A 22,922-nucleotide genomic window follows, 5' to 3' on the forward strand; every position below is an offset into this window, starting at 1 on the left:
TCCATGTTTGACGGACAACTGGACACCCGTTAGCAACTGATATTTCAGACGGAGTTAATATTTCCGATAACTTTTTTTTATTCGGACAGTCTTTAAATCAGTAATTTCCGGATGTAATTAATTAGTGAGTCATCTGCTTGGGAGGCAAAAGACGTAGGCGAAGTCTTATAGGACGCGTGCCTGGCTGCTCCGATAACATCGGACAGTGAGGTATCACTGTCCGCAACATACAGGCCTGGTATATGCCTAAGCTTCGTCGCTGTGGCTATTTGGTGATCATTGCGATGTTCGCCGAAGCGAAACTCCCTAGGCATAATTACAATGGGCTTGCCCAGTGAAAGGCAGGAAATGATGCTGCCAATACCAGCATGCGCTACCACAAGCTCAGCGCGGTCAATAAGGCAATGCAATTCCTTGGGTGGAATAAATTCAGTAGCACGCCCTATCAAAGGGCGGTAACCGTTTAGGCCTACCTGAAATACAATATCACTGTGGCAAGTGCTTATGGCCCAACTCTCGACTCTCTTGATCAGCCGATCGAAGGGTAATTGTGTACCTACTGTTACCAGAATCAAAATACCCGACCCTCGAAATACGGGCCTTCAGGCCGCGCAAGTTCAGGCCACTGTGTCAGCCAGATATCAGCCCATTTGCCGACTTTTTTGCCTGCCAGGGAAAGTTCTTCGGCATTAGCAATGCTGTCGACCCAAACAGTTTTAGCGCCTATAAAATTGCCCCACAGAATTGCGAAGAAGCCTGGCGCCGCGCCCGTTGTAATCACTAGGTCAGGACGTATGCGCATCACTATCCAGAAAACCTGAATCCCCTGAATAATTAGCCGAGATCTGCTATCCATACTGGCGTCGATAACAGTAGAGAATTCATGTCCCGCAACCTGATGATGCAATTGCGGATCATTACAGACAAAAAATACATCCTGGTCCGCCCACACGCTCTGCAGACGCAACAGTTGCAACCAGTGTCCACCTTTGGACGATATGGCAAGTATTTTTTTCTTTTTTTCTTCGCCCTTGATTTTTGCGTTACCTCGGGAAGACTCATCCCTTTGCCATTTATAGGATGCTATTTTTTTGTAGTTTTTACGTGCCAAAATAAAGGCCGTGAAATTCACAGCCATGTATATCAATCGACTAACCAGTGCTATTTTTTTTTGAAATACCGGGCCGGTTGTATTTTTATTCTCAACAGCGTTATTTCTTTCTGATAACTGAATATTTCCTAGCTTACTGCGCGTCTTAACTTTGATTAATTCGCTAAAACTGCTCGGAGCTCGGACATAGGATTTGGCTTCGACCACACGAATTATATGACGGTTATCAATGATCCTCCGCACAAATCCATCGTCAGAAATAACAGCAGGAAACGTATGAAATAATAAGCGAGCGCTCTGATTCAGACCATACACGCCGCTGCCATAGCCATCAACTAGGCAATACTTACTATTCGACCATGCCTTATAATAATGCCTGACACTGAACGATGAGTCTACGGTCCTTGTCACGGCTAATGGCGCAACAAGTGCAGGCGCGGACTCAATAGCAAGGCGTTCTATAAGCGTCAATATAGATGCGTGGCTTATCAAAACATCCGCATCGACATAAATTCGCGGATAGCCGGACGCCTCTTGATCGGCAAGATTTAACGCGTTTATCTTGGAAGGTTCTCGGCTACTCAGACATAACACCCCTGCATACTGCTGAGCAATAGCTAGCGTACGATCAGTGCAGGCGTTACAACTGACAATAATTTGATAATCCTGTTCCCAGTTTGCTGCTGTCAAACCGTCAAGCAAGGTGCCTATATTTGCTTCTTCATTATAGGCAGGAATGATGACTGCCGGCCGACGATTAGCTGTTGATACCTTCATCAAAACTTCCAACCTTTCTGTATTTTTAAAAAATCAACCCAGAGCTGTTTCTTTGAAATGGTTGACGACTTAAATACGGCTAAAGCGGAGAATATAACAATCCGAAAATGAGTTGCCAGACGAACCAAGAGTTTGGCAACTTTGAATTTATGCTTCCCCCAATACTTTTGGGAGTACTTAAGTTTATGGTAATAGAGGTAATTCAATTTATTGATACTGTTCAGCGTCTGACTGCCATGGTGTATAATTTTCGCTGTTGTGGTCGATAATGGCTTGGCGCCCATTTCGCGTGCGCGGCGGCAAAGATCTATTTCTTCACTGTACATAAAAAAACGCGGATCAAATCCATTCAGTTTTTTCAATAGGCCAGTATCAATCAGAAAGAAACAGCCCGATATTGCATCGGCTTGAATATACTTATCTTTGGCTTTCAGTTTGTACCCGTCCGGTATCGACCACCCTAATTTCTTCAAAAGCACATCAATAAATAGAGCCCAGCAGGCAATTCCAAGCAACGTTGGTTCACGCCAGGCGCCTTTGCCATCATCAAGGCCTTGAGCATCAAGTGCTCGGCCCCCCCAGATCAGCGCATAGGAATGATGCACCGAAAATTCCAGTAAGTTTCGGATACTGTCAGGATAGAGGTTTACATCAGGGTTCAATAACAAGGTTTTAGGTGCTGATAGATACTCCATAGCTAGATTACAGCCAGCGCCAAAACCTAGATTATTACCGGACTCAATAATTTTCATGTCGATGCCTTCAATGGCCCTCAACCGTTCAACTGAGTCATCAGCAGAAGCATTATCAACCACAATAAAACGAATTTTATGTAATGGATAAGAACCTTTACGGATATCTTCAATAACCAGCGCGATATCAACACCACAGTTGTAACATACGCTGACAATATCAATTCGTTGCATATCGATCCCCTCACAGCATGGCTACACCTTATAGAGGGAATATCCCCCAGTGCAGTGGCCGAATATTTTCTTAAACTGTTTGAATACTGGGCTTGCGCTTAAGTTGTATGCATTTCTCCTCTATTAATCGCCATGAAACAAAAGCAAGAGGGGCCGTCAACGCCAACGAAACACTGAACATTATGCCCGGTGTAATATTTACGAACTTCAAAATCAATAGCTGCTGTATTGGAAATGAATAGATGTAAATCCCATAAGATATATCATCTTTCATTTTCAACCTGGATACCCAGCTCACCTGACAATATGCGATATAGATAATCAAATAAGGAAGTGATACATAGTACACGATCAAAAATAACGATTGAGAGTAGCACCCTGCGGCAACTAACAATGCGAACAACAACAACGCTACCTTGCTGGAGACCCTAATGAAACTCTTATATATTTGGAGTAACACGCCACAAAAAAATACTGCAGCCAAACGAACGTTATGATTGATTTGCTCACCCTGCGCATTGTAATACATCAGTGTCGCCATGCTCGTAATTACGATGATCCAGACCACCCACTTCAATTGATCAGTACTTTGCCTCTTAAGCAATCCGAGCGTAAACCAAAGCACCGCCAGCAATAAATACATGCGAATTTCAATAGGCAACGACCAAAGGGAGCCATTAACAGCAAATGAATACGGTATATTTTCAAAAACCCCCGGCAATGAATAACTGGCATTGAAAATTAAAATCGCATTTTTTATCAGATACTTCCACGTCCCCCATTCCGAAAAATAATAACGCCCAGGCAACGCACTTACCAGCGGACCAAAAACTAAAACTGTGAGTAACAACATGACCCACAGTCCAGGAAATACACGTAGCGCTCGAGCCCAAAGAAATTCCCGAATTGAGCTACGCCGAAACAAACTACCCGAGATTAGGAAACCACTGGCTATAAAGAAAACATCCACCGCTAGATGTCCAAGACTGATACCCAATACGTAAGTTAGCGGCTCTGACGCTGGGTCACCAGAAACCAATACATAACTATGACTAAAGACTACCGAGCAGGCCGCGAGCATGCGTATAAGATTGAAATTATTGTCGGTACCTGGTGCGATATTAATGCTGCCCATTATAATATCCTGGATATTGTCCGATAACAGGCACATCTCCTGACGTCTGCAAAAAAGCACAGTACGTAGAATTTAGTGTTTATCGGTATGAATTTGTGCCTTCATACAGCGGCTCAATGAATTATTTGGAAACATACAAGCACGGTTTGAACTAGTGCCTACTACGAAAACCGGATCACTTATAGTTATGCCGCGCAGCTCACATGCGGATCATTTTATATTATTGAATATACGGCATATACGGTCTGCATCTACCGGCTACAGACAAGGTCGATGTTCTACTACTCGACAGTCAAAGCCAGCATTACACATCAATCTAGTTTAGTGCGTAACATGGCATGCACGGGGTGATGATCGCTGCCATAGTACTTACCCAGAACGTCACCACTTATCAACTTCATGTTTTTCACATAAATATCATCGATAGACACAAAAGGAAAAAGAAATCCATAGCTCCTGTATTTTGTAGGGAACGTTGCTAGCCAACCACTCCCCGCGTCATGCAGAGCGCTACTAAAGTTGAGGCTAGGTAACTTACCGCGCCAATAGTTATTCTGAGTCGAGTTAAAATCACCAGCTATTACGATTTTCCCTTGTTGATTGTTTTCTATACTTTGAAAAACGCCAGCAAAAAATTTATTGTACAGAGCTAGATTACTTGAGTATTTGGGCGCATGTAGATTATAGACTTGAAGTGTATTATCAGGATCAATCTGCAATGTTACCCGCTGCACATTTTTTAGATGAATACTTTCAACTGCAGGAAATCGACTTAGGACGACTGTCGACTTTCCAGGCTGATAATAACAGAAATAACCCGGGTAATTTTTCAATACATCTAACATTAACTTCTGATCCTGCAATTCCTGCACAGCAACTATGTCGTAACCCCCTTTTAGCATCTCGGCCAACAGCATCCCAACCTGAGGATTACTGCTGCGCACGGAAACAGACACCACACTAATGTCTGTTATTGATCCCGCTTGGACAGGTTTTAATATCGGCGATAAAAATCCGCTCATATTGACTACATAAGCGCTCCCCATCCCTAACAACCAGACTGCTGTTTTTTTATACCTGCCACGGGCCAAACTAATGCCAGCGGCGAAAAAAAATATAATCGCCCATATCTGCTCCATCAGTAAATTTAGAAACGCCATCCATAACGAATTTTCCATCATATGTTCAACTTTCCTGTCTCCGTCGATTTTTTGGAGACAAATGAGTTGAAGAACCCCATGGTCAAGTACAGCATCAACTGTGCACGATCAAAATAATCGACAGTGAACGCACCCAATATGAAAGAACAGATAGCTATAAAAAAACAAAAATACAACCACTCACGTGTAACCTGAAACGCCTGCCAATAGGCTTTGAGTGAAAGTATAAAAAAAACCGACAACGCAATCAATGCCGGAATCCCACTTTTCAACATAACCGTTAACCAATAGCTATCAATACTGGCCGCCATCCAGTATGGCCGAGCCCACTCATTAAACCCTATTCCAAATATTGGGTTTCTTAACACCTCCATTGAGGCAAATTGCCATTGCATATAACGAGCAAATGCAGTGTCTGTGTTGAGCGACGTTAGTTGTATCAGTAATTGGATCGGCCCCTGATTTGAAGCAAAGGATAAAAATATAAAAATGAACCCGCTCAGAATGACTGCCAACTTAAAGACACTTGGAAAATACCGAGTACTCTTCTGCATCAAAAACAGCACCAACAACATCAACAACATCAACAAACCTGCCGAAGTCACGGACGTAATTATGGCAGTCAATATCGCAAAACAAAATAGAACTATCAAAGGCAGATTGTATAACCTGAACAACAGGCCAATGTACATCACGGATATGACAGAGTACAAAATAGGGTGAGCGAACACAGTGCCTGCTCGGTGTAATCCATGCCTGAAGTAAGATTCACCTAAGTACGCATCTACTTTTGTATCTGCTATCGTTGCAAATAATACATGAAGAGAACGATACCCACTCAGCGATTCTACTATCGCGAAAGGCACCAGCAATAAAAACATCGTCATAATCAGCGTAATGCATCCGCGGAGCTTATGGATATTCCCGCCAACTTGCAGCCCTATCCAATAGCTGACAAACACTTCCAATATTAGAATAAGTGCGGATTGCACACCCGCCGCATTATGGACATATATATAACTTATGGCAGACAAACCGCAAAAAATCACCAGCGCCAACTCTTTTCGGTCGTATTTATGATTCATCATTTTCGAAGCTAAAAGAAGCGCAGCTGCTATCAAAAACAACCTATAGGCTTCAATCCTGACCGGTCCTATTAACCAGTTAAGTTCAGCCGGTATAAATATAAGCAATATATAGACTAAACAGATTAGCGGTGCTTTCGCACGTATCCTTTTCATTAAAAAGCTTCTTCAGTTTTTTTTAGGATGCCTAGCTTACCTGTTTTGATATCCGTTTTTATAATCTTAGCCGGATTCCCTGCAACCACCACATTGCTACCCACCGAGCGAGTAACTACTGACCCTGAGCCAATAATGACCGAGTCACCAATTTCAACTCCGGGCATGATAATCGCATTACCACCGACAAAGCAGTTCTTGCCTATGCGTACTGACGCATTTTTGTTGCGGCACATGTCATGGGTCAAAATAACAGCACCAAAAGCAATGTAAGAGCCTGAGCCTATATAAATCCCTTTGGGATTGGTCAGATCAAGCTTTGCCTTTAACGATATGCGAGCATCCGATGCGATATGCATGCCATACAGGGTGTTTAGATATTTAACTCGCAAGCTCAGTATCCAGTGCCTGAATGTCACATGATAAAACCATGCAATTTTTCGCTTCATTTTTTAATCCGCCTATTTTTTCCAGCGAAGCCATAGATAGATATATATATATATCTATGAACAAGACTTCTCAATATCAAAATTTTATATCAGACGGCTATAATTTCTTGCGCCCCACCGAATAATAACCGAGTCCTTTCTCAGCCATTTTATGTGGATCGAATAAGTTTCTTCCATCAAAGATGATGGGCGTCTTGAGCAACGTTTTGATCACATCGAAGTCCGGAGCTTTGAACGCAGACCAGTCGGTAACTATGACTAGCGCATCAGCGCCAAGTAGCGCCGACTCCTTGGTACCACATAGTCTAAGGTCATCGCGGTTGCCATAAATACGCTGAGTTTCTTCCATAGCCTCCGGATCGAAAGCCTGAACCCTCGCGCCGGCGTGCCACAGTGCTTCCATAAGAACTCTGCTTGCTGCCTCGCGCATGTCGTCTGTATTGGGTTTAAAGCTAAGGCCCCAAAGGGCAAAGGTCTTGCCATGTAGGCCACCGGCAAAATGCTTATGGATCTTGCTGAACAACGTGGTCTTCTGCTGATTATTGCGACTCTCTACCGCTTTCAAAAGCGTTGCGTCGAAGTCAATGCTGTCGGCAGTGCGGATCAGTGCCTGGACATCCTTGGGAAAGCAGGATCCACCGTATCCAGCGCCAGCATAGATGAAATGGTAGCCAATGCGCGGATCAGAGCCTATGCCCTGGCGAACCATCTCGATGTCGGCGCCTAGTATTTCTGCCAAGTTGGCCAGCTCGTTCATAAAACTAATCTTGGTGGCGAGCATGCAATTGGCCGCATACTTAGTCAGCTCTGCGCTACGTACATCCATGACGATGATCTTTTCATGGTTGCGATTGAAGGGCGCGTAAAGCTCGCGCATCAACGCTTCGCTTTCCGCACTGGATGTACCTATGACAATACGGTCTGGACGCATGCAGTCGGCCACGGCAGAGCCTTCCTTGAGAAATTCCGGGTTGGAGATCACATCAAAACTCAGATCGTTGCGGCCGCGTTGGTTCAAAGTCTCTTTTACTCGGGTAACGACTTTATCTGCAGTGCCTACAGGTACCGTGGACTTATTGATGATTATCTGCGGTCCTTGCATGTTAAGCCCTATGGTCTCGGCCACCGCTAGTACGTACTTTAGGTCCGCAGAGCCATCCTCATCAGGCGGCGTTCCTACGGCAATAAACTGTACTTCGCCATGGGCTACCCCTGCCGCAGCATCGGTGGTGAAACACAGGCGGCCACTGGCGAGATTTTCTTTGACCAAGGCTTCCACGCCTGGTTCGTATATAGGAATGATTCCACGCTTGAGGCGTTCAACCTTATCACCATCGACATCCACGCACACAACATCATGGCCTACTTCCGCCAGCACAGCACCCTGGACTAGGCCTACATAACCAATGCCGAAAACAGTAACTCTCATGTCAATTTCCTTTGAGCGTGGTGCGCGCAGCAACACATGGGATATCTGAAGCTAGATTTATAAAGAAAGCCGCATGATCAAATGATATGCAATACTCTTGGCTGCACAGTCTATGATCTAGAAGATAAACATATTTGAACGTGTAACACTAAATTTTCACAGTACCGCGAAAGCGGTATTGCTCCCGTCTTACGTGGGACGCCGCCTGCTTGCTTTAGAGATATACGTTGCAACACTGTTTAAGGGGGCTTCTGTTGTACAATGCGCTAGCTGTCCAATCAATTTCGACCGTTTGATAACCTCCTGGATCTATGGCTGCGTACAATGAATAGGGCCCGGCTGATGCAAAGGTTACGTGGCGCTAGGTCTATCTGAGCTAAACCTGGCACCACATCGCTCTCTGCCAACTCGCGCTCAACCTAGATACCCATAAACCTAGAAACATCGTCATGCTTACGGGATGGTCGAACGCCTGAAAACTGCGTTTTCTGTGAGCAAAGCATGCGATTTCGGATCGGTTGGCTCGCACTAGCAGCACGGTACTAAATTCCACTAACCCAGCATTGCGCGTAGGCGCTATCTACAGCCGCCTATAGAAACACGGAATATTTTTTCCAGCTTTGGATGCTGCCTAGAGGGCTATACATATCAGGGTATCAGCGTACGGCCTCTAATGCTGCGCAATGGCCTATCTGCCAAGCCGTGAATAATATGCGCAAATGGTCTGGGCCCGCTAGTGTGCAGTGTCAGAATAAAGTCATTTTTCATCTTGGCTTTTCTTCATAAAAATCAGATGGATATGACCGCCTCACGGGAACGTTTATTTCGAGATAGCACACTAGTTAAGGCAAGCCATTCCTTTAAAGCCGACTAAACCATCATCATGCGTCTGCCAAGCATGCCTCCCAAACACAAGTCAAACATTAATACCACCGACGCTATTTTTTTGATGCAAGGCATCACACGCTACGCTTTTGCGCAACCTACGCAGAAATAAAACTCTTACAAAAAAAGCGACTGAGCGATAGCCCACGGTGTAGCACATACCAAATCATGGGCTTTAGTATCACCAATTATCTGGGCGACTTGGTGCATCCCCTCATACAGCAATGGAGGACGGTGCTGTAAGTTGTGCGCATCGCTTGCCATAATGCTCACCATATCCGCTTTCAGCAGTGTATGGACAAATGTCTGAACAGTGGGGCCAAAGTGACCGGTTACCGCTCCAGCGGTAACCTGTAGCAGGCAGCCCTGCTGTACAAACCCCTTGAGCCTACTAGGAGTTCGCAAAATGCCTTTATTGCGCTCGGGATGAGCCAGCATCGGTGTGATATTTCGTTTTACAAGCCAATCAATCATCCGCTCTGCGCCAAAGGGTATTTCGCCATGTGGAAGTTCCAGTAATAACACACGACGCCCCTCAAAATCACCCAGAAAAGGGACAGCGTTGAGGTTTATACCAATAGTCAATTCTATTCCAAAACGAACTTCTGCTGCTGTCGCTACCCGCAGTTTTATATGCGCCTTCTTGAGGCCATTCACGAATGAACTCTTCGACGCCTCAATACTCTCTAAACTGTTGGAGTAACGACCCGGGTGCATATGTGGCGTGCAAACCATATGGGTTACTCCATCCGATACCGCAATCTGTGCAAGTGCCAGCGCTGTTTCAAGATCAGGCGCCCCGTCGTCGATACCGGGGAGTAGATGGTTATGCAAATCGATCATCGCATACTCAATTCCTAGCACGTTAGCAGGAGAAGTTTAACACCGCCGCTCATGAGTATTTACGGCTGACCATCATAAAATACGTATATTATTTTCCGCATTAATCTGTCAGATCGAAACAACCCAAAGACCGAATTTATGTAATATCGCTACTGTAGTCGTAGTAATGCCCTTCATTTATATATCCATATTTTTCAGATTTTTTGATATCGACCTGACTGAGCACTATCCCGGTAACGGGCGCGTTGTTCTGCAGCAGTTGACCGATGCCTTTCTCTACCAACGAAATCGAAGTTGAAGCGTACTTGACAACATAGATAACGGCATCGACGTAGGTCGATAGGACCATAGCGTCAATTACCGCTTGGGTCGGAGGCGAGTCGATAATAATGCGATCATAGCCACTCATGAGGTCTTCAATCGTCTTATCGAAATGCGAAGAAGACAGCAACTCCAGCGGATTTGGTGGCACTGTACCTGCGCAGAGAACGTCTATACCGTCCACAACCTTGATGCACTCTTCCCTGCTAGCAGTACCAGCAATCAGGTTAGCCAAGCCAGGCGTACCAACGGCGAACTCAAAGTTCTTGGCCACGCTCGGGCGACGCAGATCAGCATCGATCAATAGCACTTTTTCCAAGCTACCAAAGGCGTAGGCTAAATTTATTGCCACCGTGCTCTTACCTTCGTCCGGAATAGCAGAAGTGACAAGCAGCACCTTGCGTCCGTGTTCGCTACCGGCCAGTACAATGCTGGTACGGATTGTTCGGACTGACTCAGAAAAGCCCTTATCTTTGTCACTGTGGAACATCCGAGCCATATCAATGCGAGTGAACGACTTGAGAAGTGGCAAAATCCCCAACACCGGAATATTCAGCTGGCTTTCCACCTGCTCCCTACTTTTGAAAGTATTGTTCAGCAACTCTAGGATTATGACCAAGCCAGCACCAGCACAAAGAGAAAGCAAAGCTGCGATCACGACTATCAGAGATTTTCTTGGTTTGATTGGCTCGGTGGGTACCACGGCCTGATCTACTATTCGAGCATTCGCGCTGTCCAGGTCTGATATAGCGTCGGCCTCCTTAAGACGATTCATAAACGTGTCGTAAAGCGCCCGATTGTCATCCACCTCTCGTTGTAGTTCACGCAATTTGAATTCTTTCCGGGAGATGCCCTGAATAGCAGTACGATTTTCATTGAATGAGCTTTGCAGGGAGTTCTGGTTGGTCAACGCCAGTTGATAGTTGCGCTCGATACCGGCAACCACCTGCTGGACTTGTCCACGCAAACTTGCATTAGCGGCATTTAGGTCTGAACGCGCAGCATCCATAGCTGGGTGGCGGTCGCCATATCGACGCGACAACTCATCTACCTTAGCCTGCGCGCGAGCCTGTTCAGCCTTGAACTGCTGAATCAGCGGATGACCAAGTACAGCAGGCACACTCGCTAAGCGTTCCCAATTATTTCCCATGACTTGCACCTGGCGCCACTGGCTTTCGGCTTCGGCGCGCTGGCTCCTGGCATTAATCATCCGCTCGCCAGTCAAGGAGAGTTCGTTTGCGCTGATAGTGCCTACCCCGCCCATATCAACCAAATTTTCGGATTCTCGATAGTCCTGTAAACGCTGTTCAGAACTCTTCAACTGAATGCGTAACTCACCTAGACGGTTGTTCATCCAACCTGTCGCCGACGTGGACGCCCGGGTATTTGCTTCCAATTGATCTTCGATAAAACCATTGGCTAGGGCATTAGCGGCGCGAGCAGCGATAAGCGGATCGGCCATATCCACTTCAATGGTCACTAACTGACTTCGCCCTTGAGGTGAGACGACAATCCCCTTGCGAAAGGCCTGGGTTACACCATCGAAGATTTGCTCTGGTGTAGCATCCAAGACTGCGGTCTGGCGGGGCGCAACCTGACCGTCTGACGAGCTTAGATGTAATAAAGTACGAAAATCCAGCTTGCCCAGCAAGCCACGGAAATCTAGCAGTGTTTTTTGCTGCTGGCGCGGGTCGAACAATGGATTATGAGTTAGGTCCAACTCACGCACTACCCGCTCGGCGAGAAAACGCGACTTGAGCAGTTCCAGTTGAGTCTCTAAAAAGCCAAGGCCAGCACCGTCCACACCATAGATCTGCTCGATAGATACCACTTTGGTGTTTTTTTGCTGAATCAGCAGGGTGGCGGCTGCATGGTACGTTGGCGTCTGAACTAGTACCACCAAGCTGGTCGCCAAGCTGACAATCAGGCCCAGGCTAAGGATACTCCATTTGCGATGCCATACAGCCATGAGCAGCTTGACCATGTCCATAGGCTTCTCGTCGTCCTCCAGACCTTGGGCAATCTGATTGTGCTCGATAAGCTGGCTTTTACTTTTCATGTATGGAGAAACTCTGAAGTTGTATATGAGAAAACTCTGGTACGCACCTCAAGGGTGGCCAGTTCTGCGCAGGGCTCCGTTGATTTAAAGCACTGCGTAGTTCCCTAATTAGCGACAGCGCCTTAGAAAAACCCTGAATCAATGATGATGCTGTCCCCGGGCATGACAGAAGTGTCAAGACTGGCGCTTTCAGTTTTACGATCCATACCCGTATCACGAATGATACTTATGCGGTTGGTAGATGCCCGTTCTGTTAGCCCGCCCGCCAGAGCCACCGCACGACGGAGCGTCAGACCAGGCTGGAATTGGTAGCCACCCGGGACCTTTACCTCGCCGCTGATAAAAAATTCGCGGTACTTCAATACGCTGACTGTAACCCGCGGATCAACGAGATAGTCACCCTTAAGCTTGTCGATAATCATCTGTTCGATATTGGTGGTGGTTTTTCCTTGGGCCCTGATTTCGCCAATGAAGGGATAGGAAAATGTGCCCGTTCCAGTCAGCCGTACTTCGTCAAAGCTCAAATCCTTTTCGCCAAAAACATGGATGCTAATAACATCTCCAGATGCCAGCTGGTACTGGGGTGTTCCTTCAGCAAACGTAAAACCGCAGTGCAACACCAGCATTCCCAGCAACAGAATGAAAAACCTATGAATGGCCATGTACGTATTTACTCTTGAATAGCACGCTTATTGTCTTAGAGGCTGGCGGTGAAGCTGATTGAGAAAATATTGCGCTCGTAGCTTTTGCCCCAGAGGCTGGAATCATTTTTCAGTAATTGGTAGCCAACCCCTACATCCAGCCAACGACGCATTTCATAAGTCAAACCCAGCCCAAAATTGGACTCTTGGTCGCTGCGACTGACATCTTGGTATTGCTTTTCAATGTAGCTGTAGCTCACCTCGGATGTCAGCCTATCAAGCCACTGATTTTTCCACTCCAGTCTTGTGCGTTTAGTCTCAATAGACGATGCAGCGACAGTGACGTTGCTATCATCGTTCTCTTGTATGGCTCTGAGAGTCGACAGGTTGAACGTGGAGTAAATGCCCGGATGCCAGCTGACTAACGCTTCCCAAAGAGAACCGCTTCTAGGACTAAGACTGGAATCGTCGAAGCGTTTGCGCTCCGCACCGAACTTGAAAGTACCAGATATTTTTGCTGAGACATCCCAAACCAAGCCGCCAAGCAGTCCAATATCATTGCTATTTAGAGCGGTATTTGAAATATAATCGTAATTGGTATCTCTGGCTTCAAACAGTACGCGTGTTTTGGGCCCCACGCGATAATAGAAAATACTACCAAGCGACGTTGTATTGCGTTCTAGGCTAGAGCTCAGATCACCACTGTTATGATAGCGAAGCTGCTCGTAGTTACCGAAAAAATCGACCTGCATAAGAGAACTCTGCGGGACCCCATAGCTATAAAGTCCTCCGACATTGGCAGTGCTGAATTTATCATTCTCGAGGCTGTATTTATTCACATTTTGCGACGCTGTATCTTCAACCCTATGGTAGCCAGCACCTAGCTGTAGGCGATTATGTGCATCGAACTCATAGTTTGCATCAGCCATTAAATGATGGTCTGTATGATCGGCCGAAGGGCTGGAATGAAAAATGTTACTTTCCGCTGAATAACTCAGAATGTAGTCGCTCTTAGCATTTTCGGCATCCAGCACGAAGGTTGGCGTTATCCCAGTAATCCACGACGACTGCTTACCATTTTGAACAGCCCTGAAGTTATCATCATACCTCTCAGCAACTTTAAGACTCGGGGTAAACATTACCCCTTCAAATAATTTTATACTTTGCGGATCAAGTGCCCAGGCACTGTTGCACAGCGCAGCTGAAACCCCCGCCACAAATAGACATTTAGCAGACTTAATGTGCATAAATAACTCCATCGTACTACTTCGTGATTTCGATAATAGACCCGGAAACTATGTATCAACCTGAAGCACCGACATCGATATTTATTCAACCCACGGCTAATGTCTGGCATTCTGGAGAGAGTCGCTTTCGACATCAATCGCTTATCCGTGTAGCAATTGCAAGCCCCTCAAATTGCTACACTACCCACATACCGCAAAGACGTTAACCCTAATTATGACTTTTGCAGCGACACCAGTAACGCAGCAGTTTGATCCAGAGAAACAGTTCTGTCGCAACTATGCTTTCGAAATCTATGCTCAACGCTCTGGCAATAATAGCTGCAACATCCTCGACGTTTGCCGACTAACCTGACGATCACTTTATCCAATATGTGACTATTTACGGAGGTAATGGAATTCACTTCGGTTGCATTCGTTTGCACACCTGCGCGCTGTAAACCACTCATTTTATTAAGTTCTGACCTGCAAAAACTGAACGATTCTCAAATGCAGCCCCAAACAAAAGGTGGTCCGAGTTTTGAGCACAACCAGCGCCTTTATTACATCGTGCACTAAAACCTATATCTTACCTTCTTATCCACAAAAGAATTATAGTTTTATCTGGCTGCAGCTAATCATGTGGGTGTCGGAAAATTAATGGGTTCGCCATCGGAAATGCTACCGCCCCAGGATTCCTATTAGGCCCTGATGCTATTTGCTGAAAATTGGCAATCCCATAAAAAAATGCGCAGTAAACTGCCAACTAAAGCAGTTCAAGAAAATTGCTTACGAATTCTTTCTACTTGGATTATCACTGACTGAATCGTTCAAAAAACGAAGAAATTTCTCTATCCATTGTAGGAATTTTCTTTAATTGCTCCCTCCCTGGCCTAGCCATGGCTGGCGCATTGCGGTGCTCATATGCAAATTTGGATTTTGGAAGGCTGGCTAGTGTACAGAGCCGATTTTGCCCACTAACCAAATGGCACCCCGCGCTTTGGGGAGCATGCCAACACGACGCCAGAACATGACCAACCCGACGGCCAATAAACGGCCAGCACTATCTTAAGAGTCCTTAGCTCGTGGTTTGTTGGCCTCTGGATGCTGCCTGCACGATCCATACTTTGGGCTCCAGCGGAGCACGCCAAGACGGGACTCGGTGACCTGCTCGAGTAATCGACGGGCCGTGTTTATAGGAAGGGCGGATTTGAGTCCGCGGCCGGGCTTGTCGAGCAGGCCTTCTAGACGTAGCGTCTGAAAACGTTGGCACCAACAGGTAATCGTAGGGGTGTTACATCAGTTGGCCATCGGTTTCCACACTCAAACAACCCTGGGCTGCCAGCAGGATACTTGCGCGCGACGACCTCCGCGCTGACTGATGTTGGGCAAGCTTAGACGGCGGCTCAGTTCGCGAACCGAACTGAAACTGCCGTCACGCAGGGACACCGTGATATCGCGAAAGAAGCGTTCAACCCTGTTCATCCACGAACTGGAGGTCGGAGTGAAGTGCATGTTGAAGCATTTGTGCTTCTCAAGCCACGCCTTTACTTTTGGATGCTTGTGCGTGGCATAGTTGTCGGCGATCAAATGCAGCTGAAGATGCTTGAGCGTTTCGCGATTGATCTTCTTGAGAAACTCCAGCCATTCCTGATGCCGGTCTTGGCGCTCAATGGAACTGATCAAGCGTCCCTGAAGATAATCCAGCACAGTGAACAAGGTTGCGTTGCCATGGCGGACATAGTCGTGCAATTACGTGCGCAATTGCACGACTCCCAAAAGCAGTCCGGGCTGGGTGCGCTCCAAGGCCTGGACCTGGTTTTTCATCGCAACGGAGCACCAATGCCTTATCCGGCGGATCCAGATACAGCCCAATGACGTCCCAACATTTTTCTTCGAAGTTTGGATCGTTGGACAGCTTGAAGGTGCGTGTCAGGTGCGGTTTTATGTCGTTGGCGACCCATATCCGCTGGACGCTGGCCGGTGAAATGCCAGCGACTCGAGCCATGCTTCGACAGCTCCAGCGGGGCTGACCGATACGCGGCTGAGTAACTTGCTCAAGGGTTCGTTTCACTTCGGCCGGCAGGGATGGCTTCCGACCTCGTCCGGGCAGGCCCACCAGGACTTGCAGACGCAGCTCTTGAAAGCGCTTGCACCAGCGGGTGACTGAAACAACGGAGAGAGCGGTCAACTGGGCAATCTCGTTACGAGAATAACATTGAGCGACTAGCAAAATCACCTGCACGCGACGACCGTACGGCGTTTTGCAAGGTAGTTGTCGCGTCAGCTGTGTTTTATGCGGCTATTTTCAGTGTCGGTAACTCTCTTTCCGGATTGAGTGTGACCGCGCAGATGGGCTGCCAATTGCGTGTCGCACCTGACCAGCGATGTGGATGTTGATTACGAGCTTGCTGATAAAGGGCATGACGCTTGGCCAAGATCTCTTGATCATCGCCTCGATGACGCTGCGCCGGGGTCACGAAGCGGATGCGGATGCGGCTGTGGCGGTGTTGGTGGTTGTACCAACTGATAAAATCGCGCACCCAGCTGCGTGCCGCGTCCAAATCTGCAAAACCACCAGTAGGCCATTGCGGGCAATATTTCAGGGTTCTAAACAGCGATTCTGAGTAGGGATTATCTTTACTCACCCGTGGTCGCCCTCGTGACGGGGTGATGCCGAGTTCGTACAGTTTGCTCAGCAGCGTCACCGATTTCATCGGTGCGCCGTTGTCCGAGTGCAGCACCAAGGGCCGTCCGGCGCAGCGTTCGGTGAGCACGGTGCGCTGCATCAGTTCGGCCGCCAGCTCGCCACTTTCTTGCTCGTAAACCTCCCAGCCCACGGCCTTTCGGCTGTAGATGTCCTCGATCAAATACAGATAGTAGTACTTCCCACGCACTGGCGATGGAAGGTAGGTAATGTACCAAGACCAGACCTTATTGGCTGTGGCTGCGCTGTAAGTCGTCGGCGCAGCATGTTTGTGCGGCGCATGGCTGCGGCCACGTCGGTGCTACTGATCAGCCTTCTTGAGGACGCGGTAAAAGGTCGCTTCTGAGGCCAGGTAACGGCCTTGGTCGGCCAGTATCGGCACGATCTGGCTCGGCGGCAGGCTGACGAATGGCGGGCTGTTACAGACATCCAAAATAGCGCAACGCTCCTGCTCGCTCAGGGCATTGAGTGGTCGCGGGCGTAACGTGGTGGTGCGCACATCGGCCTGCATCACAGGCGTCAGCGCCCAGCGTTGCAGGCTGCGCAGCGACAGCCCGATTTCTTCGCTGGCAATCGTTTTGCGCGCACCAGAAGCCACAGCATGGTTATAACGTTCAACGAGTTGTTGCCGTTCTGGCAGCGAGGTTAGACGTCCTCGTTGTCGTTTCCCCAGAAGGCATTCATCTTTTTTCGCAGTACCAGGATCACGGCGGTTTCTGCCAGCGCCTTATCTTTACGCCGCAGCTCGCGCTCCAACTCGGCGATACGTTTTTTGTCGGCACGTGCCTGCTCTCGCTCGGCCTGGCGTTGTGCCTGAGCTGACAGCTGGCCACTGATGCAGGCCTGTCGCCAAGCGCTGATTTGCTCCGGGTACAAACCCTTGCTGCGACAGTATTCGCTGAGTTCGATCTCGCTCAACGTGGCCGTGTGCAACACAGCTGCGAACTTGGCTTCAGCCGACCAGTTATCGGCACTGCTTTTATCTCCGGGCACCACTGCGCCTCCTGCTTTGAGCTTGGTTCGCCAAGCATACAGGGTGGCTTGAGAGATGCCTTCTTGACGCGACAACTCGGCCACGGACATGTTTTGAGGGGGCAGCAATTTGTTGATAAGGGCCGCTTTACGCTCAGGTGAATAGCTCGACATTACAGCTCTCTTTGACGCCCCCGATCTATCGTTGAAAGGCCCTTTCCAGGCGTCTTGCCAACATGAAAGCTACATCACGTCAAAGCTCTCAGCAGCCTTACATAGCCAGATACGCAGTAAAGTCAGAATAGGAAATCAAATACATAAATTTAAGCTGTTCTATCAAAGATTTCCAACTGAAAGCTAGTATTTGCTATGGAACCGTTTACGTCAAAGCTCGTACGCCACTCTGATCAACTAACCGTTCAATAAAGAACTCGACCCCTCCACTCGGTGAGCTCTCTAAAGGCCAGCGATTAACTTTTTGTGCGAGTGCATTGAATCCCAAGGCTGCTTTGGAACGCGGGGAAATTTCACTTAGCGCACGCTGACGCCTAAGTGCATTAACAACGCATTCATCATAGATCACAGCGCCAGCATAATGCAATGCCGCGTCAAGATAGGCATCTGTCATTTTGGTTAATGTATTGAATAGATTGATGCCTTCTTGCTGACTCCGCACCATATTAGCCAATATCCGAAACCGAACAATACTATAGTCCCTATTTAGTATTCTTATAAATGCGTAGGCGTTCGTGATAGAGGCTGGCTCGTTGCACACAACGACCAGAACCTCCCGTGCTGCCCGGACGAAGTTAACGACTAGATCACCTATTCCAGATGCGGTGTCAATCACTAACACATCAATATCGTCATCAAGGTCGCTGAAGGCTTGGATCAGCCCACCGTGCTGCGTGGTCGTTAGATTCATCATACTCTGATTGCCTGAGGCAGCAGGTATGATACGAATTCCACTAGGCCCTCGAAGCAATATGTCACGCAGTTCACAGCGACCTTCGACTACGTCGACAAGAGTGACTTCGGGGTTAAGACCAAGCGAACAGTCAATATTTGACAGTCCAAAATCAGCATCCAGTAAGACTACGCGCTTGCCGAGCTTGGACAGCGCCAGTGACAAATTTATAGAAACAGTAGTCTTGCCAACACCGCCTTTACCACTGGTGACGGCGATAACCTGTACAGGGCGCATATTATTCATCGTGCTCTCGTTCTATTCAATTTAGTAACTGCAAGCTCTACTGAAATCAATTGACATAAGAAACCCTGACGGCACTAATAAATATTCTTCGACAATAAGGTGAGGGGGGTCTTCATCAGAATTTTTATATCAAGCCATAATGACCAGTTGTTGATGTAATACAGGTCGATCTCGACACGCTTTTGCATTTTATCGATTGTTTCAGTTTCCCCCCTGCAACCGCTGATCTGGGCCAGACCGGTAATACCGGGCTTGATACGGTGGCGTGTCATGTAGGCGCGAATTTTTCCAGTATAGTAGTCATTGTGGGCGATGGCATGTGGACGTGGCCCAACTAGCGCCATATGGCCTTGCAGAACATTGAAAAACTGAGGCAATTCATCGAGAGATGTACGCCGTATAAATTGGCCCACCGCTGTAATGCGTGAATCATTACGGCTGGCCTGTCGGACATGCTGGTCGTCATGTAGCCGCATTGAACGAAATTTCCAAACATTGATAATCTTTCCGTTCCAGCCATGGCGCTCTTGCTTGAAAATAACCGGCCCCTCAGAGGACAGTTTAACGGCAATGGCAATCAGTAACAGGAGTGGACTCAGGACGATAAGGGCAGCAAGTGCTAAACCATGATCCAACAAAGCCTTACTCAAGGCCGCCGTCGGGTAGCTGGTCAGGGGGCTTTCATTGAGGTGAATGGCAGGCAAGCCATCCAGTTCGCTTACCGAATGATTAAGGAGCGTCATGCTGTTCAGATCTGGAACCCAGACGACGTCAACATTTAAATCAAGAAGATCAATATACAAGGCCTCGATGCGCTGCACTTCGCTTAACGAAAGGGCAATATACAAGCACCGAACACCATGACTATTTATTAGTGCGCGCAACTCATCTAGCTGGCTTACTACGAAGGTGGGTATCGAACCACTTAGCTCTGTAGGTACCAAACTAACAAGACCAACCAAGGTAAGGTGCTCATGCTTAGACAGCGTGCCGGCCAACTTTAATGCAAGCGCGTTATTCCCTATGATCAACGTTTTATGCTGGCGATTTAATTGCCGATGGTAATATCCGGATAGGTAGTGAATTGGAACATATAGCAATATCTGCACGCACAAACCCAGCAGCGACCATACTATTATGATTTCCAGTGAAAACAAGTCACTCGTATTACTCAGCAAACCGATGCTTGCCAAACCGAGTAACGTAACCAGCCAACCCAGCGAAAGCCTGCATAACCCATTTAAGTGATGATGTTTTTTATGATACACATGGAGCAGAGAATAGCACGGCACAGACCCCAGCAGCGTCAGGGCTGCAAGTACGCGGTATTGAGAATTTACGGCCCCCGTTTGATAATAAGCAAGGATAAACAACAGTGCAATGACAACGGACATCGCAGTGGTCCACTGCCCCCAGAATGTGAACCCCTTAGCTACCAATTTTCGGTTTATACGAGTGTGTACCAAAGCGCAAGTCCTATTGTGTTGTTACCTGCTCATCTATGCATGACAACCAACCTGTATTGATGGCTGACGCAACCCACTCACCTTATATGCATAATAAAAATAAGGCTGTAACCGACTATATAATGCGCTGATCTATCTATTTTTCGAGCGATAATGGCAGACTATTTATAACGATAGGCCTTGGATTTTCAGTCATTGTTAGTATGAAAATACTGTCAGTATCAAACCGGAAATTTTCGATATGCAAATGCTACGAAAATTTGTGTTGAGGGCTCCCGAAGCTCAGGGGGGGGGGTAGTCATGCTGACGTATCGATAGGAGCATTGTGCAGGCCGACAAGTCTACTAGCCCTGATGGAGTCCGCTGACGAGGCCCTCATCTGAAAATTGAGTTGATGATTTGCCCATAGCTCAAACTCCCGGCCAGGTTTACCTCGTCACGGCCTGACCTATTTCGCCATCACGTAGCTACGCCTTCTATTTATAAGTTTTTTTCAATACCCTTCGGGGCATGCCGTAAAGAGTTCGGGCCGATATTGGGAGCCTTTACCAGTAATGCCCAAACGATTTTTGCGAGTTTATTGACCACCACCACCACCACCACCACCACCACGTTATAAGGTCGCCTGGCAATCATCGAACGGGCACCATAGTGGCCTGAGCGGTTAGTCCATTAATTTATTTTTTATCACGCTCAGCTTCGCCTTGTGTACCGAGCTAATGATGGCCTCAGCCGTTTTATTCCACTTGAACGGCTTGGCTGAATGCTCATTGTGAGCCTCGATAAATTGTCGGATAGCCGCCCTCAGGTCGGCGACGCTGGTGAAGGCGGCCCGGTACAACGCTCGTCTTTCCAGTTGCGCAAACCAACCTTCCACGGCGTTCAGCCAAGACGCGCTGGTCGGTGTGAAGTGCAATTTGAAACGCGGGTGCTTTTCCAGCCACTGCTTGATTGCAGCAGTTTTATGGGTCGAACTGTTATCCAGAATCACATGCAGATCCAGTCCGGCTGGCGTGCTGCGGTCAATCTGTTGCAGAAAAGCCAGAAACTCCTCGGCTCGATGGCGCTGGGTAATCCGTCCGATGATGGCCTGGTGGAGTGAGCATATCCAGAAGGCGGCCACCGCCAGCCTGTTAGCATATGCGATCAATCAAACCAAGGACCGCAACGTCGTGCCGATACGCTAAAGGTCTCCCGGATAGCTCCGGCACTGGGATGCCACCCAGCGTGATCAGCGGCAGGCTCATCCATTGCTTCAGAATCGAGTAGGAGGCGAATTTACACCCGCCGTCCGTATGCGTCCGGGCATCCCGTCTTGCGCAATTAAAGCGGACGCCATTTATGCGGTAGCAGCTCTTCAATCTCACTCGCCCGTTGCGTCGGCAGGCGCGTAAGGACGCCCTTCAAATAAGCATACGGATCATGCCCATTGAGCCGCGCCGATTGGATCAAACTCATGATCGCCGCTGCCCGTTTGCCGCTGCGCAGCGAGCCCGCAAACAGCCAATTCTTGCGACCTAGCGCCCACGGCCGAATCTGGTTGTCGGGTAGTCAGACGCGGTTACCCGCGTCCAACCCCCTAAGAACCGTGCATGCGAGTTTCCCAGCACACGGCTCAAGCCTCTACAAAGGCACTGTTAAGTACCCGGCTATACCTCTTGAACATTGGCGTACTGCTGATCTCTGGGGCAACGCAGGTGATAGATCTCAAGATTGACTGCGGCGTCCGTTCCCCCGTCGGCCAACTTTACGATGTGGCGACTATGCCACGGCGTATCTTTGGTAACGGGCTTATGACAAACAGAACATAGACCGCCTTGCTGTCGCCAGACGCGATAAAGCTTCGCTCGTCCCTTCGTTGATTTGAGCATTTTCTTGCCCCATCGGAACTCGAAATACTCATCCCAATGGGGGTCATGCGAGTTGGCAGCAGACTTGATCTTGATGTGCCGCACTATCGGCGTATCCGATTCTTTCAGTAAGGTGTATTCCCTTACCTTACCGTCTGCGGATTTTTCAACGGTGGTGAACACCCAGCGGCGCGATCCTCGGACTTTAAAATACCTGTCCTTGACCCACCGTGTTCCTTTGCGCGGATGTCGTCTCACCGCCCAGCGCCAGAGCATTATCCAGACTTCGCTATCCACCTGATTGAAGACTTTCTTGGCGACCACGTGGCTGTGATAGTTCGCCCATCCCCGTAAAATCGGATTGAGCAGCCCGATCAAATTGACCTGTTTGATCGCCTTGTTGGTCTTGATCACTTCCCGGAGCTTGGCTAGGTGAGCGCTGATATTTGCTTTCGATGGCTTGATCAGGTGTAGTGGTCTAATGAAACCGGACACCCATTTAGGCGAGAATGCT

General features: G+C 48.0%; 16 protein-coding genes and 4 pseudogenes. All 20 read right to left on the reverse strand.

The window, feature by feature from the left end; genetic code table 11:
• Nucleotides 1–92: 92 nt before the first annotated feature.
• Complete coding sequence (locus ACVBEG_RS14255; RefSeq protein ID WP_369125022.1) at nt 93–575, reverse strand: glycosyltransferase; 483 nt, start codon at nt 573–575, stop codon at nt 93–95.
• Complete coding sequence (locus ACVBEG_RS14260; RefSeq protein WP_447107937.1) at nt 572–1,888, reverse strand: glycosyltransferase; 1,317 nt, start codon at nt 1,886–1,888, stop codon at nt 572–574. Before ACVBEG_RS14260 ends, ACVBEG_RS14255 begins: the two co-directional genes overlap by 4 nt.
• Nucleotides 1,888–2,814: a glycosyltransferase family 2 protein gene (locus ACVBEG_RS14265; RefSeq protein ID WP_322178762.1), complete on the reverse strand. Its 927-nt coding sequence runs from the start codon at nt 2,812–2,814 to the stop codon at nt 1,888–1,890. The genes ACVBEG_RS14260 and ACVBEG_RS14265 overlap by 1 nt, the downstream gene beginning before the upstream one ends.
• Before the next feature lie 70 nt (nt 2,815–2,884).
• Nucleotides 2,885–3,949, reverse strand: coding sequence for an acyltransferase family protein (locus tag ACVBEG_RS14270; RefSeq protein ID WP_322178761.1), 1,065 nt, complete (start codon nt 3,947–3,949; stop codon nt 2,885–2,887).
• Between the two features lie 311 nt (nt 3,950–4,260).
• Entirely contained in the window at nt 4,261–5,130 is an 870-nt protein-coding gene (locus ACVBEG_RS14275) for an endonuclease/exonuclease/phosphatase family protein (RefSeq protein WP_322178760.1), read from the reverse strand.
• Nucleotides 5,127–6,350, reverse strand: coding sequence for an O-antigen ligase family protein (locus ACVBEG_RS14280; protein WP_322178759.1), 1,224 nt, complete (start codon nt 6,348–6,350; stop codon nt 5,127–5,129). Before ACVBEG_RS14280 ends, ACVBEG_RS14275 begins: the two co-directional genes overlap by 4 nt.
• Complete coding sequence (locus ACVBEG_RS14285) at nt 6,350–6,799, reverse strand: acyltransferase (protein ID WP_322178758.1); 450 nt, start codon at nt 6,797–6,799, stop codon at nt 6,350–6,352. Before ACVBEG_RS14285 ends, ACVBEG_RS14280 begins: the two co-directional genes overlap by 1 nt.
• 97 nt (nt 6,800–6,896) lie before the next feature.
• Entirely contained in the window at nt 6,897–8,228 is a 1,332-nt protein-coding gene (locus ACVBEG_RS14290) for a UDP-glucose dehydrogenase family protein (RefSeq protein ID WP_322178757.1), read from the reverse strand.
• 1,002 nt (nt 8,229–9,230) lie between these two features.
• The gene (locus ACVBEG_RS14295) at nt 9,231–9,956 is read right to left on the reverse strand and encodes a tyrosine-protein phosphatase (RefSeq protein WP_322178756.1); all 726 of its coding nucleotides are present in this window, start codon (nt 9,954–9,956) and stop codon (nt 9,231–9,233) included.
• 136 nt (nt 9,957–10,092) lie between these two features.
• Entirely contained in the window at nt 10,093–12,336 is a 2,244-nt protein-coding gene (locus ACVBEG_RS14300; RefSeq protein WP_322178755.1) for a GumC family protein, read from the reverse strand.
• A 122-nt stretch (nt 12,337–12,458) separates the two neighbouring features.
• Nucleotides 12,459–12,998, reverse strand: a complete 540-nt coding sequence (locus ACVBEG_RS14305; protein WP_322178754.1) for a polysaccharide biosynthesis/export family protein — start codon at nt 12,996–12,998, stop codon at nt 12,459–12,461.
• 35 nt (nt 12,999–13,033) lie between these two features.
• A complete protein-coding gene (locus ACVBEG_RS14310; protein ID WP_322178753.1) occupies nt 13,034–14,224 on the reverse strand; it encodes an outer membrane beta-barrel protein in 1,191 nt (396 codons plus the stop codon).
• A 1,368-nt stretch (nt 14,225–15,592) separates the two neighbouring features.
• A pseudogene (locus tag ACVBEG_RS14315) lies at nt 15,593–16,454 on the reverse strand (IS630 family transposase); the annotation flags it as partial.
• Nucleotides 16,455–16,494: 40 nt separating this feature from the next.
• Nucleotides 16,495–18,053 (reverse strand): annotated as a pseudogene (locus ACVBEG_RS14320) (IS3 family transposase).
• Between the two features lie 205 nt (nt 18,054–18,258).
• Nucleotides 18,259–19,092 (reverse strand): MinD/ParA family protein, encoded by an 834-nt coding sequence (locus ACVBEG_RS14325; RefSeq protein WP_322178752.1) that lies wholly within the window; start codon nt 19,090–19,092, stop codon nt 18,259–18,261.
• Between the two features lie 74 nt (nt 19,093–19,166).
• Complete coding sequence (locus ACVBEG_RS14330) at nt 19,167–20,558, reverse strand: undecaprenyl-phosphate glucose phosphotransferase (protein ID WP_322178751.1); 1,392 nt, start codon at nt 20,556–20,558, stop codon at nt 19,167–19,169.
• Nucleotides 20,559–21,038: 480 nt separating this feature from the next.
• Nucleotides 21,039–21,194 carry a hypothetical protein gene (locus ACVBEG_RS14335; RefSeq protein WP_443698679.1) on the reverse strand — a complete coding sequence of 52 codons (156 nt, stop codon included), beginning with the start codon at nt 21,192–21,194 and terminating at the stop codon, nt 21,039–21,041.
• 28 nt (nt 21,195–21,222) lie between these two features.
• Nucleotides 21,223–21,645 (reverse strand): annotated as a pseudogene (locus ACVBEG_RS14340) (IS630 family transposase); the annotation flags it as partial.
• 236 nt (nt 21,646–21,881) lie between these two features.
• Nucleotides 21,882–22,103, reverse strand: a pseudogene (locus ACVBEG_RS14345) (transposase domain-containing protein); the annotation flags it as partial.
• A 104-nt stretch (nt 22,104–22,207) separates the two neighbouring features.
• The gene (locus ACVBEG_RS14350; RefSeq protein WP_447107938.1) at nt 22,208–22,903 is read right to left on the reverse strand and encodes a group II intron maturase-specific domain-containing protein; all 696 of its coding nucleotides are present in this window, start codon (nt 22,901–22,903) and stop codon (nt 22,208–22,210) included.
• Nucleotides 22,904–22,922: the final 19 nt, after the last annotated feature.

The organism is Pseudomonas sp. GG8, assembly GCF_052976945.1.